At 42.1% G+C, this 17,271-nt stretch carries 15 protein-coding genes; all 15 read right to left on the reverse strand.

What is annotated here, in order from left to right; all coding sequences use genetic code 11:
- Positions 1-15 precede the first annotated feature (15 nt).
- The 15 genes from KOE27_RS11025 to KOE27_RS11095 all read right to left on the reverse strand — a co-directional run bounded on the left by KOE27_RS11025 (position 16) and on the right by KOE27_RS11095 (position 17,186).
- Positions 16-390, reverse strand: coding sequence for a hypothetical protein (locus KOE27_RS11025; protein WP_215238938.1), 375 nt, complete (start codon positions 388-390; stop codon positions 16-18).
- A 3-nt stretch (positions 391-393) separates the two neighbouring features.
- Positions 394-1,059 carry an acetyltransferase gene (locus tag KOE27_RS11030; RefSeq protein ID WP_215238939.1) on the reverse strand — a complete coding sequence of 222 codons (666 nt, stop codon included), beginning with the start codon at positions 1,057-1,059 and terminating at the stop codon, positions 394-396.
- Positions 1,060-1,677 (reverse strand): class I SAM-dependent methyltransferase, encoded by a 618-nt coding sequence (locus KOE27_RS11035; RefSeq protein ID WP_215238940.1) that lies wholly within the window; start codon positions 1,675-1,677, stop codon positions 1,060-1,062. It abuts the gene before it with no gap.
- Positions 1,661-2,368 (reverse strand): WbqC family protein, encoded by a 708-nt coding sequence (locus tag KOE27_RS11040; RefSeq protein WP_215238941.1) that lies wholly within the window; start codon positions 2,366-2,368, stop codon positions 1,661-1,663. The genes KOE27_RS11035 and KOE27_RS11040 overlap by 17 nt, the downstream gene beginning before the upstream one ends.
- Complete coding sequence (locus KOE27_RS11045; protein ID WP_215238942.1) at positions 2,365-3,633, reverse strand: ABC transporter ATP-binding protein; 1,269 nt, start codon at positions 3,631-3,633, stop codon at positions 2,365-2,367. The genes KOE27_RS11040 and KOE27_RS11045 overlap by 4 nt, the downstream gene beginning before the upstream one ends.
- Positions 3,634-3,687: 54 nt before the next feature.
- A complete protein-coding gene (locus KOE27_RS11050) occupies positions 3,688-4,845 on the reverse strand; it encodes an acyltransferase family protein (protein ID WP_215238943.1) in 1,158 nt (385 codons plus the stop codon).
- 55 nt (positions 4,846-4,900) lie between these two features.
- The gene (locus tag KOE27_RS11055; protein WP_215238944.1) at positions 4,901-5,752 is read right to left on the reverse strand and encodes an ABC transporter permease; all 852 of its coding nucleotides are present in this window, start codon (positions 5,750-5,752) and stop codon (positions 4,901-4,903) included.
- Positions 5,753-6,060: 308 nt separating this feature from the next.
- Positions 6,061-6,564 carry a transcription termination/antitermination protein NusG gene (gene nusG, locus KOE27_RS11060; protein ID WP_215238945.1) on the reverse strand — a complete coding sequence of 168 codons (504 nt, stop codon included), beginning with the start codon at positions 6,562-6,564 and terminating at the stop codon, positions 6,061-6,063.
- A 100-nt stretch (positions 6,565-6,664) separates the two neighbouring features.
- Complete coding sequence (locus tag KOE27_RS11065) at positions 6,665-7,663, reverse strand: Gfo/Idh/MocA family protein (protein ID WP_215238946.1); 999 nt, start codon at positions 7,661-7,663, stop codon at positions 6,665-6,667.
- Positions 7,664-7,684: 21 nt separating this feature from the next.
- The gene (locus KOE27_RS11070) at positions 7,685-8,275 is read right to left on the reverse strand and encodes an acyltransferase (RefSeq protein WP_215238947.1); all 591 of its coding nucleotides are present in this window, start codon (positions 8,273-8,275) and stop codon (positions 7,685-7,687) included.
- Between the two features lie 42 nt (positions 8,276-8,317).
- Complete coding sequence (locus KOE27_RS11075; protein WP_229252738.1) at positions 8,318-9,475, reverse strand: DegT/DnrJ/EryC1/StrS family aminotransferase; 1,158 nt, start codon at positions 9,473-9,475, stop codon at positions 8,318-8,320.
- Positions 9,476-9,556: 81 nt separating this feature from the next.
- A complete protein-coding gene (locus KOE27_RS11080) occupies positions 9,557-10,600 on the reverse strand; it encodes a sugar transferase (RefSeq protein ID WP_215238948.1) in 1,044 nt (347 codons plus the stop codon).
- Between the two features lie 734 nt (positions 10,601-11,334).
- A complete protein-coding gene (locus KOE27_RS11085; RefSeq protein ID WP_215238949.1) occupies positions 11,335-13,518 on the reverse strand; it encodes a GTPase family protein in 2,184 nt (727 codons plus the stop codon).
- Between the two features lie 634 nt (positions 13,519-14,152).
- Positions 14,153-14,356, reverse strand: a complete 204-nt coding sequence (locus KOE27_RS11090; RefSeq protein ID WP_215238950.1) for a hypothetical protein — start codon at positions 14,354-14,356, stop codon at positions 14,153-14,155.
- A gap of 64 nt (positions 14,357-14,420) precedes the next feature.
- Positions 14,421-17,186 carry a vWA domain-containing protein gene (locus tag KOE27_RS11095; protein ID WP_215238951.1) on the reverse strand — a complete coding sequence of 922 codons (2,766 nt, stop codon included), beginning with the start codon at positions 17,184-17,186 and terminating at the stop codon, positions 14,421-14,423.
- Between the last annotated feature and the right edge of the window lie 85 nt (positions 17,187-17,271).

Raw genomic sequence — 17,271 nt, forward strand, 5'->3', positions numbered from 1 at the left:
TTGATATGGTAAATCTCAATGCCAGTTACTTTGATGATGGTACTCACCGGGCATATTTATTATTCCATTCTGGAGGTGCAAAATAAAGTAATCGCCTAAAATCGCTTTTACAAAACTAATAATAAATTCATTTGATGCCAGTTTAAGATACGCCTCAGACTCGCTTAACAACGCTCGACAAACATATTGCTCATTTATAAGCTTTAAACGATCAGAAGTAAATTCCTTTTCTTGTCGTAAGTAAATACGCTCAACCTCATTTCTTAAATTAATAATTACATCATTAGTCAAAACATCTTCAATTACAGTAAATCCCATATAATAAAACTCCTCAAGGCGAAATTGAAAAAATTTATGATCCATAGTTTGTCTTTTATCCTGGTCTTTCACACTCTACAATTTTATCAAATTGCTCTTTTTACTTAACAAAATAGATTTCGACGGTACCCAAACGGATTGCTCAGCGCTTGATTTTGAGATAATCGCTCCTGCCGCAATTAAGTTTTCCGTTCCTATTTCCACATTGTTGTGTAACGTTGCGTTTACACCAATAAAACAATATGGAGAAATGACACAATGACCCGATATAACTACATGAGAACTTATAAAGTTGTGATCCTTAATAATGGAATGATGACCTATGTGATTTCCACTCCACAAGGTAACATTGCTACCAATCTTTACAAAAGGTTGAATGGTATTATCTTCAAGAATAAAACAGTTATCTCCGCACATATACTGTGATTTATAAGTACTTTCCGAACTTACATAAGAAACTAATTCATATCCCTTATTCTTTGCTTCATGATACTTTTGCGAACGTAACTTGTTTAAGTTTGCGTAGCTAATGGCTATAAACATTCCAAATTTATCCGGAGGATAAATACTTGCAACTTCATCAAATGCGACCAAAGGTTTACCTTCAAACTTATCGTCATTGATATAATCTCGGTCAACAGTAAAACCCACTACCTTATAATTTGAGTCAGTTTCAAAATAATAGCTAGCAAGCTGAGCAATATCGCCATTCCCAAATATAACAATTTCGAATTTTTCCATCTACTTTCTAATCAATAGTGTAAATTCATATAAGTCATAGTCATGCAAGAGTGCAACATTTCGAGAGAAGTGTTTTTTACAATAATCAAAAAAAAACATTGGATCAGCATAAAACAAATAATCTTTCATATACTCCCTATCTGAATACTTTGTGAGAATATTAAAAGAAAATCCCTTAATTGATAAATTATTTATAATCTCCAGAGTATCAATAATATACTTACACCATTCCTTTTCATTATTATCCAGCTTAACATTAAAAATACCGCTACATACAACGTATTCATGCGGCAGTACTGGCTTTTCATTTGTCCATACAATTCCTTCACTTACCGGGTTTATGTTTAAAGCTGCATGAATCATTTCACTTGAAATATCGAAACCGGTATAAGTAAATTCAGTGTACATCTCTCTATAATAATTATATAACCCTCCGAAACCACATCCATAATCCAAAACTGAGAACTTCTCATAAGGATCATTTATTACTTTTGAAAGAATTTTGTACCTCAATTCCTGAGATTCAACAGAATTCCAGTCGACACCCTTGGGAGTAGCACCATGCAATACAATTTTTTCACTGTAATATCTATTTATACTATCAACTATCTCCTCCACTTTTTGCTTTCAAGTAATTAATTGATTGGTTTCCCACATTGAAAATCAGATCCAGAATACTCACGCCGTGTTCGAAAGGAGGATATAATTGCTCATAATGTTTATAAGAAGAATAATCGAAATAATGAACTCTTACTCCTGCGTCTACAAATATTTTTTCATTAATATAAGATTTCGCCGCAGGACCGGAGTAATAATCTGTTCCATCTAATTTTAAGCAAATATCCAATAACCGCTCCGATCGTTCCTGCTTTAGTATAAATTCACTTGACAGTCTGATATTTGTATCAATTCCCAAAAATTTACAGATATTGGTTATAAAATGTAAATTTACCTCTGTCAAATAGTCGGAATTAACAGTCATATACAAATGCTCAACAAATTCCCTACTATCATTATAACATTTTGCCTTACAATAGTTTTGTTTAAGAGTACTCCAATGCACCTTATTCCACCTCCTGTCTGAAATTTTTGTTTCATTAATTTTTTGATTGTACTTTCCTTTGACTTCGACCGGTATAGTAATCCATCTAAGTCCCTGAGGCGTTTTTATTAGATTTCTATTCCTCCAATCGCGCTTTGTATATTGCATGTCGTCATAAACAACAAATTCATCCGCTAATGCAATAGAATCGAAAAAACCCTTCCAGGGTATATAGTTGGATTGTGTGATAACAATGTTTTTATTCATGCCAAAATACTCCATTCTAACTGCGGCCTGATTAAACCATTTATCTTAAGCAAATAGCCCGAGATCCTCCTTGTATCTTTTATTTCAAAGGTCAATAATTCGGTATTCGAATATAAATTCACCATTGTACTAGTGTGAAAATACGAATGGATATGGTAAACCTCATCATTCAGAAAGTTACCAGGTATTCGACACTTTAAAGCTATTTCCTTATTGACAGTGCATTCAAAGATTCCTCCTGAACCAAATACAACTGTTCCTTTTTGAGTTATCAAATCAAAACCAACCGATATGGCGTCTTCTTTTGTTAAATTGACAATGGTAAAACAAATATCAATTTCATTGCTTGTATCAATAATTTCACGGACACCATTAGCAGACGATGCATTATCCACCGAAGCAGAGACGATTCTGATATTTTGGTTGCCAACTATTCGATCCGTATCACTGCTTTTTACAAATCTATTTTCAACAGAATAAATTTTAAGGTAATCTGTAATGATTTCTGTTGTACTGCCTTCTCTTTCAATAATACCATCTCTTAAAATTAACGCCTTTCCACACAATGCTTCAACCGCCGTCATATTATGGCTCACAAATAACACCGTCCTCCCCTCGTTCTTGCTCACATCCTGCATTTTCCCGATGGCCTTCTTTTGAAATTCAGCATCGCCAACGGCCAGTACTTCATCCACTATCAGGATCTCAGGATCCAGATGCGCTGCTACGGCGAAACCAAGCCGAACGGTCATTCCGCTTGAATAGCGTTTTACTGGGGTATCGATGTAACGTTCACAGCCCGAAAAATCGATGATTTCGTCCAGTTTGGAGCGGATTTCCCGTTTGGTCATACCCAGAATGGCACCGTTCAGAAAGATATTTTCACGGCCTGTCAGGTCGGGGTGAAAGCCGGTACCAACTTCCAGCAGACTGCCAATCCGTCCATTGTACGAAATACTGCCCGTGGTGGGTCCTGTTACTTTGGAAAGAATTTTTAATAAAGTGGACTTACCAGCTCCGTTTTTACCAATAATACCCAATACTTCACCAGGCATTACTTCAAAATTGATGTCTTTTAAAGCCCATACATAATCACTGTTGCCTTTGGTACTCCGATCGTTGGTTTCACCAATTTTAAGGTAAGGATCCTCCTTGCCCCGTATCAGGTGCCACCACCGCTGAGCATCTTCTTTCATTGTTCCCGTTCCAATTGTACCCAGACGGTATTGCTTGGACAGGTTCTCTACTTTTATAATGGGCTGCATTTTCTTAATCCCTACTGATATTCAACAATATTTGTAATTGAGATATCTTATTATTCATCGGGTAAAACCATTCCTTAACAGCACGTCATTGTTTGTACCATTTACATTGGAACTCAATACTTTCGAAAATCTTAATTTATATATCAAAAATGGTCTTTCCAGGTATCTAAATGACAGATATGCTAAAACAATAGTTACAATTGAGATACCTAAACAATAGATTAACGACCATAGAAATACATTTCCCATTTTTACACCTTTAAGTAAAGGTGTAATTAATAATATAATAAGTGGATGAATAACATATATACCATAGGAGATCTTTCCAATAAAATTAAATACACTATTTTCCAAGTTAATAATTCTGTTTCGAGCCGTAATTTGACCGATGATCAGAACCAAGGATATAAATGCAAAAAATTCATGAGCAATAGGAGCGGAAATACGGATAAACCCCAATCCAATTAAAAAGAACAATGACCATGCAGCTATTTGAGTAATTCTATTACTTATCCAAGAGACCACAATTACTAAAAAACCATTATAGTGAAATGCTCCGATGGCTCCGACAACAAGGCAGTGAAACCGTGTGACACTTAGGGCCCTATAAGAAAAAGATTCCTTACCCAGGAAATACCAAAAAAGAATTTTAAGAATAAAAAAAGAAAGAAAAAAAAACCATGAATAGACGAACAGTTTATTTCGAGAAAATTTCACCACCCATGGCCAAAAAATATAAAATTGCTCCTCCACCCCAATGCTCCAAAGGTGCCCTATCACCAAAATAGATTGATGAAAGATAAAGGGAATATTTGCAGAGAAGAATATATACCAATAAATCGATCGGGAAAACCCGAATTTATTATCTCCCTGAAACATCCAAACAATCAGCCAAATAAATATATAGCTATAATACAGGGGCCAAATGCGTAATACTCTTCTAAAATAGAACCAGGATATAGAAATCTCTCCAATTTCTCGTTCACGTAGCAACAAGTAAGTAATCAGAAAGCCACTAATCACAAAAAACAATGTTACACCAAATTCACCCAGGGGTAATCTAAACCCGATATTTAATATAGGCCCAGAGAATTCTGACTGCAGAATATGCGATACCAGAACAGACACTGCAGCAATTGCCCGGAACCCATTCAACCCAGGCAAATATATTATCCCACTTTTTGAGCTTGTTACTGGATTCTCCGGTTCCAAATGATACAAAATTTGGGAGCACGACATTCCTGATAGTATTTCTCCATAAAATATACTACACCGTGTCCATAAAATTTTTCTCCGTTTTATTGAATACAGCCAACCCGAGCAGGAACACCACAATCGTAAATCCGGCTGAGTAGGCCAATAGAGGCCATGAAAATGTACCTGTGCCGAAAAAGCCGTATTTAAAGGTTTCTATAATACCCGTCATGGGGTTGGCCAGCATGATGGGTTTGTATTTTGCTGGAACGGCTGACAGTGGTATAATAACGGGGGTTGCATACATGAGTAACTGCACGCCAAATTCAACCAGATACTGCAGGTCCCGATAGCGGGTGGTCATTGCGGAAACCAGCATTCCTATTCCGAGTCCCATAAAACCCATAATGCCGATGAGGACCGGCATTAATAATAAAACCAGGTTAGGATGTAGTGCATAACCACTTAGCGTAAAAGAAACATACAGTATCAGGAAGAGAAACATTCCGATCCCAAACTGGATCAGATTGCTGATCACGATGGACAAGGGAGTTACCGCCCTTGGGAAATACACCTTCCCAAACAGCGAAGCGTTGGCTGTAAAAGTATTGGAGGTGGCGCGAAGGCAGTTGGAAAAGTAATTCCAGGCTGTAATGCCAGCAAGGTAAAATAGAATGGGCGGAACGTTGTCTGTCGACAACTCTGCCATGCCACTAAATACAATGGCCAGTACCGCCGTTTGAAAAATGGGCTGGATGAAAAACCATACCGGCCCCAGGATGGTTTGTTTATACTTGGCCACAAAATCTCTTCTGACGAAAAGGAAAAGAAGATCACGGTAGCGCCAGATTTCCTGTAAACGAAGGTCAAATAAGCTATCCTGGGGAGTTATAGAATGGGCGTATTCAGGTTCTTTGAGGGTCATCGAAATAATTCTAGTGCGGGCTAACCATTCAGATCAAATGCTACCGGAAGATCGGCCTTCCAGAGCGGCAGATACAGCTTCGCCCTTTCACTCACATGATCATTTATGTAAGCGTTTAATAATCAATAATTTAGATCAAATGCTAAAAATCAGCTATTTTCACAATCAGCAGATGATCCTTTTTTGGAAGTTGTCTGTACTGTTTTATAGCAGGATTACTGTCAAATATACTTAATCGATCCCTATGAAAGGATAAAATATATTAATTTATGCTACAAAATATTGAACCGCAATTTCTACAACTACGATTAACGTAATATCAATTTAGTTCGATCCAATTCTACCAAAAGCCCCTGCCCTAAGGCCACAAACTCAATCAATAACTTCCCTTTTCCATTATGGCGAACCAAACGCCCTGAAAGATTTTTGAAAGGCCCTGATGCAATCAGTACTTCCTGGCCCGACAACAATTCGTTGTTTACCACAAGTACTTCATTGTCAAGATAAGAAAAGTTCTGCAACGCATCAATTTGTGCATCCGGAATGGAGGCGTACTCTCCCCCAAAGGATACTATGCGCACTACACCTGGTGTATTAAGCACAGGATACCGTTGCCCTTCTTCAAACTGAGCAAATAAATAACCTGGAAACAAGGGTTCTTCTACAACTTTGGTGCGGTCGCTCCACTGCTTTTTTCTCTTCTGCAGTGGCAGATATAGTTTCACACCCATTGCCTGTATGTAGGCAGCCGTCTTTTTTTCGGACCTGGACCGGGTTTGTACCACGCGCCAGGGAAGGGATTCCTCGTTCATTTTCTTTTGTACAAATATTCGTAATCGTTATGTATTCCTTGAAATCGTTGAAACATTAAAGAACGGAACACTGGTTTATTCCTATCCGTCCAGGCAGATTTTAAACGATATCCTCCACTTTCAAAACAGGCTGGCTTCGCAGAAAGGGATGTTTGGTAAGAGGCAGTTTTACTAAAGGGTGATAATCACCGAGCAGCGGTGAAATTTTCGCTGTACGGATCGCGTGTACAATTTCTATTGACGTACGGGCCTCTTCTATCCCGAAACCATTTCCTGCAAGAATATGCTGATAGCTGGCCGTATGCAAATCCATAAAACCATCACTGAATTCAATCTCTTCTCCATCCAGCGTAATAGAACGGTAGGTTGTCTGCCCCTTCTCGCTGATGTGAGCCGGAAGGGTCTGGTTGCTGATAGACAGAAACCACCTTACCCGGGCCTTTGCAAACTCCAGGTATCCCGCGGCCCGGTCGTGTGTATGCTGGTGTACTACGTTCGTTTTCACCTCACCAAAAACCCAGGCCAGCATATCATAAAAATGCACACCTATGTTTGTCGCAATGCCTCCAGACTTGGTTATGTCACCTTTCCATGAGGTATAATACCAGTTGCCCCTTGAGGTGATGTAGGTCAGGTCTACATCAAATACTTCGGCAGGCGGGCTACGTTCGACTTTTTTCTTAAGTGCTATGATACTGGGATGTAACCTCAGCTGTAAAATAGAAAACGCCCGCTGGTTACTTTCTCGTTGAATATCCAACAGTGCATCAATATTCCAGGGATTGAGTACCAGCGGTTTTTCGCAGATAACACTGGCATGATTCCTTAAACCGAAGCGGATATGGGCGTCGTGCAGATAGTTTGGGCTACAAATACTTACAAAATCAATTTGTTGCTCCAGTCGTCGCAGCTTTTCAACGTGTCTGTCAAACCTTTCGAATTCAACAAAAAACGCCGCTTTGGGGAAGAAACTATCTATAATTCCAACGCTGTCAAAAGTATCTAAGGCTGCAACCAGCGTGTTACCTGTTTCTTTGATAGCGCGCAGATGGCGCGGCGCAATGTAACCAGCAGCCCCAATAAGAGCAAATTTTTTCATATCTGTACCTAATTGTCTTGCTTAGCAAGCATTACTAACCATCTGTTTCCTCACCGTTCCATCCACCAATTCATAGGCCTCTTTACTTTCCGGACAAACGGCACGCCCCTCTTTGTCAAAATGAAGCCGATGTCCGTATTCGCTTACCCAGCCAATCTGCCGCGCCGGATTCCCCACTACCAACGCATAGGGAAGCGCTGTTTTGGTAACCACCGCGCCTGCCCCAATAAAGGCATAGGCACCAATATCATTTCCGCACACAATGGTGGCGTTGGCTCCGATACTCGCTCCCTTTCCTACGTGTGTTTTTCGAAATTGTTCGCGCCGGTTAATTGCACTGCGCGGATTTATGACATTTGTAAAAACCATGGAAGGGCCCAGGAATACGTCGTCATCACAAATGACCCCGGTGTAGATGGACACATTGTTTTGCACTTTGACATTATTGCCCAATATCACATCTGGTGATATCACTACATTCTGCCCCAGATTACAATTCTGCCCGATGATACAACCCGGCATAAGATGGGAAAAATGCCATATTCTGGTTCCCTCTCCAATCACACAGCCTTCATCAACAATGGCACTTGGGTGTATATATGCGGCTTTCATATTTTAAATCACTCCTACTTGATTAAATCATTCACCAATGGCTCACCGGGCCATTTCGAAAAAAGTTCTTACACTATCTGTAATGAATTCCAATTGCAATGGCTTAAGCTCGGTATGCATGGGCAGCGACAGTACCTGCTGACATAGCTCTTCCGTTACATTAAGATCTCCCACCACTCGGCTCACCCCCTGATATGCTTTCTGACGGGCAAGGGAAATCGGATAATATACCATGCTCGGAATATTTCTTTGCTGCAGGAAGGCTTTCAACCCATCCCGTTGGTGAGCAGGGACTTTCAGGGTATACTGATGAAAAACATGCGTAGAATACGACGTTCTTCCGGGAATTTCAATTTCAGCAACGTCTTGGAAAGCAGCGTCGTACCAGGAAGCAGCCTGCTGACGAGCATTGATATAACTATTGAGGAACTTCAGCTTTTCCAGCAGAATTACAGCCTGAATCGTATCCAACCGGGAATTTATCCCGATCACATCATGCCGGTATTTCACCTCCTGCCCATGATTTGCGATCATCCGCACCCTTGCACCTAATGCGGGATGGTTGGTATATACAGCACCGCCATCACCAAAACAGCCCAGATTTTTGGAAGGGAAAAAGGAGGTGATGCCCAGGTGCCCCAGGCCACCCGCCGACACTACCTTACCGGCTTTAAAAGTATATTGCGCACCAAGAGACTGGGCGTTGTCTTCAATAATATACAGCTCCCGGGAGCTGCACAAATTAAGAATATTTTCCATATCAGCACATTGCCCGAATAAATGCACCGGAACAACCGCCCTGGTTTTTGGGGTAATAGCACCTTCTACGGACGCAGCAGTCATATTAAAAGTAAGGGGATCCACGTCAACAAGCACCGGAACAAGGCCCAGCAGTGCTATCACTTCTGCCGCTGCTGCATAGGTGAATGCCGGAACAATCACCTCATCTCCTGGCTTGAGTCCCAGGGCCATAAAGGCCAGCTGGATAGCATCCGTCCCATTTCCACAAGAAATTACCTGTTCAATATCCAGGTACTGGGCCAGTTGGTTTTCAAACTGTGTTACTTTGCCACCTTTTATAAATATTGCCTGATCAATACAATCCTGGATGGCCGCGTCAATTTCAGGTTTGATACGTTGATATTGACCTGTCAGATCAACCATTTGGATGGTGTCATCAATCAATGGCGCTAAGTTCATAAGGGAGGGAATAGGATTTTATATTTAGGGAATATCGGTACGATCTATCATACGGCACAGCCACGGGCCACCACTACAATGTCATTTGCTCCTTGCCTTGTTGATAAAAATATTTCTGAGAATTTTGAAGAAATAGGAGACTTCTGTTTGAAGCGGGGCCTTCTCATAAGCTTCCAGGTATCTGCGCTCGGACTCCACTATCTCTTCAAAACTATTGGGTAAATCGGCATAAAAAGGAGGCAACAGCCCAGGCTTGTGCCTTGACCTCATGCTGCGCATTTCTTCGGGATAGAGGCTGAAATAGTGTTCACTGATTGGCCTTACGCCAATCAGCTTGATGTCCCCCCTTAAGAGGTTATAAATCATGGGGATTTCATCAATCCAGTATTTCCGGATAAATTTCCCCCCTGTGCTTACCCTGAAATCATTCTTGAATTTACCCTCGGCATCCAGCCCGTTAGACCGGTGCAAATAGGCCTGTACAAATTCTGAATACGGATGCATGGACCGGAACTTGTATATGGTCATCGGCCTTGCATTTTTCCCCAACCGCCGCATAGTGAACAAAATTCCCTCATTGGAATCCTTTCTGGCCTCGTTCGGCTCATAGGCGGGATCGGGCTGTGCAATAAAAAGGGTATTGTCAGAACTTTCCCGTATCTCCACAATCTGAAAACCATTATAAATAAGCCGGCCCATGATTTCCGACTTGGACATATCAATAGGAATACTCAGCTTTTTGCTCACCCACCTCACTCCATAAAGCTTGGGCAGCACCCTTCTTCCCAAAAAATAAAAAAGGTAATAAATTTTAAAACCCCACGACACGTACCTCCTGCGAAGAATGTTCTTTTTGTTTTCGGATGTAATGGCGTGAAAAGCTAAATACCTGTCGTCCGGTAAAAGACTGTGTATCCTGCCAAGAAATTGGTTTACATCCGGAAATCGGGTAAGCTGGCCTTCCAAAAACAAATGTGTGGAAGACCCCAGCAGCGGAGCGTTCAGACCATTACGCTGAGAAATGGAGCACCATGGCCCCAATGGAGCTATTTGGGTAAGTTCATTTGTATGATAAGATAAGCGCTGCTCATAACGCTCGGAAACCTCTGGTATATCTTCAAACATATCCCACAACTTTCATCTGGTAAATAACTAGCATCATATTTTGATCATTTCAGTGTAGATGGTTCTGCATAACTTAAACTCTACCCAGCGAACAGGTTTTCGCACTTTTATATCACTTCCGGTACATGAATGCAATCCAAGAAAACCGTTGCAATGGAGGCTCGTTTTTACAGTAAAAAAGAAAAAGAAAAGCATTATAAAAATTTGCCCAGCTCTAAATTGTTTTACCGTTGTGCGATCTTCAAAACAAAGAAATCTGCTAAAAAACCATTAATAAATTTTGTATGCTGTTATCGTTCAAAATTTATCAATATCAACCGACATTTATCCAAACCGTCGTTTTCAAACAGGTAAAAACTGGCTATATGCAGCCAAAACGATGAATTTGACGTTAAATCCAACAATTACCCGCTAAATTACAAACAGTGACACAATCAAGTACTTAGAATAGATACTACAAACAATTTAATAGTTTCTACAATGCAATTAACTACTTCAACTCTTCGAGTTCCTCAACAACTTACAAGAGTACAATATAATATAGTTCTACACAAAATACAAAAAAATATAGAATTAACTTGATATCAAGAGAATTAACTTTACAGAAGATACTTCCAAAATTTTAGGGTTCTGGTTTTCTGGAAGAATATGCACAGGCAGGGATGCATAACAACAGCAGCGAAGTATGAACTACGCCGTGTTGCTAAAGGAAGTCTAAACAATTGCTGGTAAAATCAGGCGGTTGCCCGGTTCAAGGCGTTGGACAACTCCTTGGTATTGTTTATGGGAAGCGTAATGTTTTTAATCTCGGTTTGCTTGTCGGCAACTTTACCGTATTTCTCAGGCCAGATTTTATCAGAATTCAACTGATAGAAAATTTCCCAGTTATCCTTGGCATGATTAGACCTGAAAATCTGATTGAGAAATTCTTCCAACAGGGAGAAAGATATTTTGTTGATATCTTTGGACCAAATCGAAAATTCCTTTTGGATCTGGTACAGGCAAGCTTCTACCGAATGCCGGATGTAATTTAAAATATCCGCGTCGGTATCCTGGCGCGACAAGCGTATTTCAAGATAATCCGGTGTCAATATATTAAGGTATTCCCGAATCTTGAAATGCAGAAACCCAAGGTAGGACAACTGGAAATTAGCAAAAGAGGTAACCGGATTCCTGAGATTTGATATACCACTGATTTCATCAATCAACACGGCATCAAACGACCCCGGCAGGTTGTTCATGTAAGACAACTGGCCTTCGTTTTTCAGGATATCATACACCTCATTTTTGATGTCTTTCAAAACTTCGAATAATATCTTGTCCAGTTTTAAAAACTCATTGGTAATGTGAGACTTGTATTCATTCAGAAAATTCTCATACGCCTTGTTGTAGGACCCCACCGCATTCCGGCTTAGCTTGATATCCGTCTCTGTTAATTTGTTCAGAAGGCTTTTCACATGATCCCGTGTGTGCTCAAAATGATCGTAAACCGCCTTATTAGGCTCATTACATAACGAATATTTTCGCTTCAGTAAATCCTCAAAAGAATTGGTCTGAACGGCCCATAGGTTGTTAAATATATCCTTGAAGTCATACAAACTAAAATTTCCTTCGGGAAGCTTTTTAGGCTCCATATTCGAAAGTAGTTTTTGGATCTGGTTCGAAAGCTTAAATATGCTGTCCTTGGAGCGCTGCATGATCTGCTCATCCAATTGGCTGATCTTATTAATAAAGGAAGAAGTACTTTCTCCAAGGATTTTTTCGGTCACATCATTTTTGTCACTGCAGTCCATAATACTGACCTCCGAGAATTCCATTCCCTGACCAGTCATTCCCGCCTGCATAGCAGTGCACCGGTCCAAATTGCTTACATCAGAACCGATGTTCAGATTGTTCAGTACCAAAAACGTGCTGTTCCTGACGTGAAACAACGGATCTGCCTGCTGGTTGGCGCTCATAAACAGGTTGTACAAATCCAGGTCAACCTGCGACCAGTCATCTCCCAGTGGATCCGGCTTTCTCACAAAAAGAAAAAGGTCCGCCTTGCCCATCAGCGCACTGATCCTGTTTTCTTCATGAATCAGTCCCAGATCCCCCACTCCCGGTACATCAATCAGGGTAAGCTTCCCCAAATTGGGTGAAGGAAAACGGCAGGAAATTTCTATCTGCCTCACAGCAAGATACTTATAAGTCGCCATCAGGTATTTGTAGGCCGACTGCTTGTTTTCCGCATACTGCGTAACATATTCATATATTTCCCCAGGCTCTACCTGTCTGGAAACTCCGGTCAGGAGATAGTTGTATTGAGAGATGTTGTCCCGATATTCCCGCAATTTCTGGTATCGGGCATTGGCCATGGCATTACCATTCTGCTGAAAAAACGGCAGTGGTGATACCTCAAACTCTGCCAGATTTTTAGGAACCGGCGTCAGTCCCAGACTATTGAAATAGGGCAGGATGGTAGTAGAAAAAAAATCTTCCCGATTATAAAACTGCACGGTAACATGCACCTGATCCTGATCCGTATTGGTTACATGGCTGACGCTTGCTGTGCCACGCAATCCGCTTCCGCCCGGAATCACACTGGAATCCAGTCCCGACAAGCTCTGCAGGATAGTACTTTTCCCATGCCTGGCGCGCCCCAAAACCGCTATTGTAATGTCCTTCTTTGAAAAACGTTCCTGAAGTTTACGCAAACTCTCCTGCTCCAACTCGATTTTCTGTAAAATATCGGCAGCCACAGTGCTTTCCACTTTGGTGTCGGTCATGTGCTGAACTGCCGGAAAAGCGGCCTGCCCGGAATTTTCAATTAAGGATAGATTATAGCTTAACTTTGAAAGATTTTGGATTTCGTTTAAAACGTCATTGTTAAAGACGGATCTTTTACTCAACAGCCGGGAAATATTGGCTAGGGCCATACAAATTAAAGTTAGCGTATAGGATAAAAAGCCAGATAATATGCACTATCGAACTAATTTTTTATACAATAGAATTCCCATATCTCAGAGTTCCTTTTACCCGGATTTTCACTCACAAATGCGATTGATTACCCAGGAACCGGGGACAAAATACCCCGAGAAACCTTCTGTAAAATGTAGAAATCGATTGTAGAAACACAAAGCTCTATTTAATATGGAAGGTAGAACTAATACTATGGATTAAAACAAACCTAGTATAAAATAATTATGATTGCAATTTTTTAATACTAAATTCTTTCTTTATAATCATAAAATAAGCATGGACGTCAGGTATTATCAAAAAACCTTGCCGTTTGCAAAAGATAGAGAAAATTCTATAAATGTCCAAAGTTTTGAAAGCCGGGGAACCAGGAATGCATGGGAAGGGCTACGAAGAAGCCAAATATTAGAAGTTAACTTTCTGATTAACTGAATTTTAAGAATCAATCAGTAAAGCAAAAAAAGTATCGAAAAAGACTTCTCATTTTCCAGGAGAGATCGTAAATCCCAATTGATCGCACTAAATTTATAAGGTATCGAATAGAAAAATCCTTCGTAGAATTTCTAAAAAATTAGGAATAGCTAAAACCGCAGGTCAGCATTCCAGCAAATATTTCATACTGGCCGGGTTGCAACCGATCGTTTCAAAACCTTCCTGACCTTTTTCAAGCGGAGAAGCCAGCGTGATCAGTGCCGAAACCGGAATATTTCCGCTTACCGCAAGCGCAATGGCCTCTTCGAAATCTTCGCGTTCATATACCCTCGCTCCGATCAGCTTAAGTTTCAGAAACACTGCCACACCGCGCACTGAGCAGCCTTTGATTGCCCCAGCTCATAGGATCTCTTATCTGTGCATTAAAAGCCTATTTCGAAAGCTGTCTTTTGCCCTGCGCCTCCAGAATCAACTGAAGGTCTGCACTTTCTTCCGTTACATGTGCATAGGTACCCTGGCCAAGCTGCCCCAGTTTTCTGAGTTTCTGGCCTGTATGCTGGTTCCTCCCAAAAGTAAATACGCTCAGATAAAGATCCTGCCGTGCGTTTTCGCCCACCATGCGCAGTACTTCCTCGCTGACGGGAAATTCGCCATCCGTAGCAAGAACAATCCGGTTATTCCCTCCCCGGATATACTGCTTGTTGGCCGTTTTATACGCAAGTCGAAGTCCTTCATTGCCGTCGGTATCGCCGGATGAATGAAGCAGATCGATCATACGGGCAATCTCTGCTGCTTTCGACCCGGAGGTTGGTTTCAGTACAACCCGCGCTTTTCCCGAATATACCACAATGGAAATCTGATCCTCAGGCCGGAGCAACGTCAGCAGCGATTTGATGGACCGCTTCAACAACGGCATTTTAAACGGAGATTCCATAGAAGCGGATACGTCGAGCAGCAAGACCATGTTATTCGGCGCAAAACCTTCCAGTGACCTGCCGGTACCTGGCAGCCCGGCCTGCCTATCCACATACACGGTATCTACCCTGACGCGCTCCACATAAACGGTGTCCCTACGGGCCTTTGTCAGGGTGGTGCTGACAGGCTGTGGCGCGGAGCTCTTTTTTCCCTCAGTGGAGTTTTCCGCCTTACGCACATCACCCGCAGTTTCTGAACTCACCCGTTCATTGATTACAGGTTTGGTATCGGATCCTGGACGCTCCGCTGGTTTCGTCGGAATCCGGCGAAAGGCGAAAACATCAGGCTGACGAACCGCCATCAGGAGACCTGCGTTTGCCAGCTCTACAAACTTATTGTATTGATAAACAAGCTGATTATTATAAAAATAATAAAACGATTCGTAGGGATGCGTTACCGTACCAGACGAAACGGCTTTTACCTGCTGCGCCATTTCCGCAAACCGGGCAGAATTACCTGCCAGATCTTCGTAGGGCGAGTACGGACACAGGCCGTTGCTGCGCCCCAGCCGCTGCAATCCTTTCAGATTCCGGTATTCATCGGCAATCAGTTGCCTGGCACCGGCTTCCAGCCGCGCAGTTTCCGGTAACAGCGCCGCGCTTCCTTTTAAATAAGATTTGATACCGAACAAAACCTCCCTGTCGTTATCCATAGTTTGCTGTAAAGCGGCCCCTGCCACATACCACGACGCTGTCGGATTCACATTCGGATAACTTTCATGAATACGCCGTAGGTCGTTATAAAGCTGTTCCTTTTTCTGATCGAAAGTATCAAACAGATAAACATACCGGTCCAGTACCTTATCCGAATAGAGCAGCTGATCCTCCAGGTAACGCTTTTCAGAGGTGTAAGCGATCAGACTGATACTCAAACCATCCATTTCTTTGAGTATATTCAGCAGCACTTCCGCCTGGCTCACAACCGCCACACGATAGGACTGCGGTAGCGAAGCGCTAGTGCTCAGCAACAGCTGATAAAGAGAAACAGGGACTTTGAAATCATCGTGCGAATAAGACAGGCCAGCGCGGGATTTGCTGCGGGTGGGATCCCGGTAGTACTCTGCGGTGCTCTGATAGTTACGGACCAGCATCTGCAATAAATGCATTTGCCGCAACGACTCATTGATAAAGTCCACATACTGATTAAGGGTCTGCAGGGTTGCCGGAGTTGCCGGAGCATCGGCCCGCTTGACGCTGAATGACCGAAGCGGTATATCCTTAAACGGCTCCACAGATACCGCTGCCTGCTGAACGCGCGCCGATTCTGTTGCAAAAACCGGACTGAAAGCGACTGCATGCAGCAAATGTCCGGCCAACGGACTGTAATCCACGAAAGACTTATAATTAGCCAGCAGGTCATTGTTGTATTGATTTATGAACGCAAGGTACACCTCATTCCCATGTTTTGCCGACTGCCTTGCCGCATAGTTATGGTCATCCACGGCATACCGTTTCAGCGTTTGCAAAGCTGCAAGCGCCGATTTGAAAGAGGGTATCATACTAGAGGCCGGGTAAGCAATTTTTGGATCGGCAGTCAGCTCGGCCAAAAGTTTTTCGTCTGCCAGCATACTCCGCTGTACCATACCCACAGGCCATTCCGAACGATTGTCCTCATTGAGATAATACGGAAGGGAATCCAGCAACTGTTTTTGAATCAGCAGAACGCGCTCCATCATTTTTGCCGTTTTCTGATACGGATCCGAAGCAAGATACGGCTGATAGTGCTGGGATACCTGCTGAATCTGCTGATAAAAATCGGTCTTTTTCTGACTGAAAAGTTTCAACTGAGCCTTTATTGCTTCAATATGAATGTCTGACTGCTTCAGGTTATCTTCCCGGTACGTTTTCAGATGAACATAGGTTTCCAACGTTTTGCAGGTCTCATCCAGCTGATTCAGCAACGCCCATATTCCCGCAGCACCGGCATTCAACTGCTGCTTTTCCGCGGCCGCAATACCTTTTCCTTCCAGCGCTTTCTGATAATAATATTCCTCCAGAGGCCCGGAGGAAGGCAACCGGAGCAGAAAATCTGCCCTTTTCCGGTACAGCGCCGCATCAGCCTGGTAACCCCGCACCATCTGAAAACGGTTGGACACCACCTCAACCGAGTGGTTCAAAAACTCCACATACCTGTTCAGTGACACCTGCTGCACTCCCGGTTGCGCATATACCGAAGCCAGCAGTCCGAAGGTTATACAGAAAAGTGACAGAGAAAATTTCATGAGGCGAACGGATAACTGCCTGACGAGACCGACGACAGCAGCGGGTATATTACAAATATCAGATCAATTTCTATAACTGCCAACA

Source organism: Dyadobacter sp. CECT 9275 (assembly GCF_907164905.1).
Classification (GTDB): domain Bacteria; phylum Bacteroidota; class Bacteroidia; order Cytophagales; family Spirosomataceae; genus Dyadobacter; species Dyadobacter helix.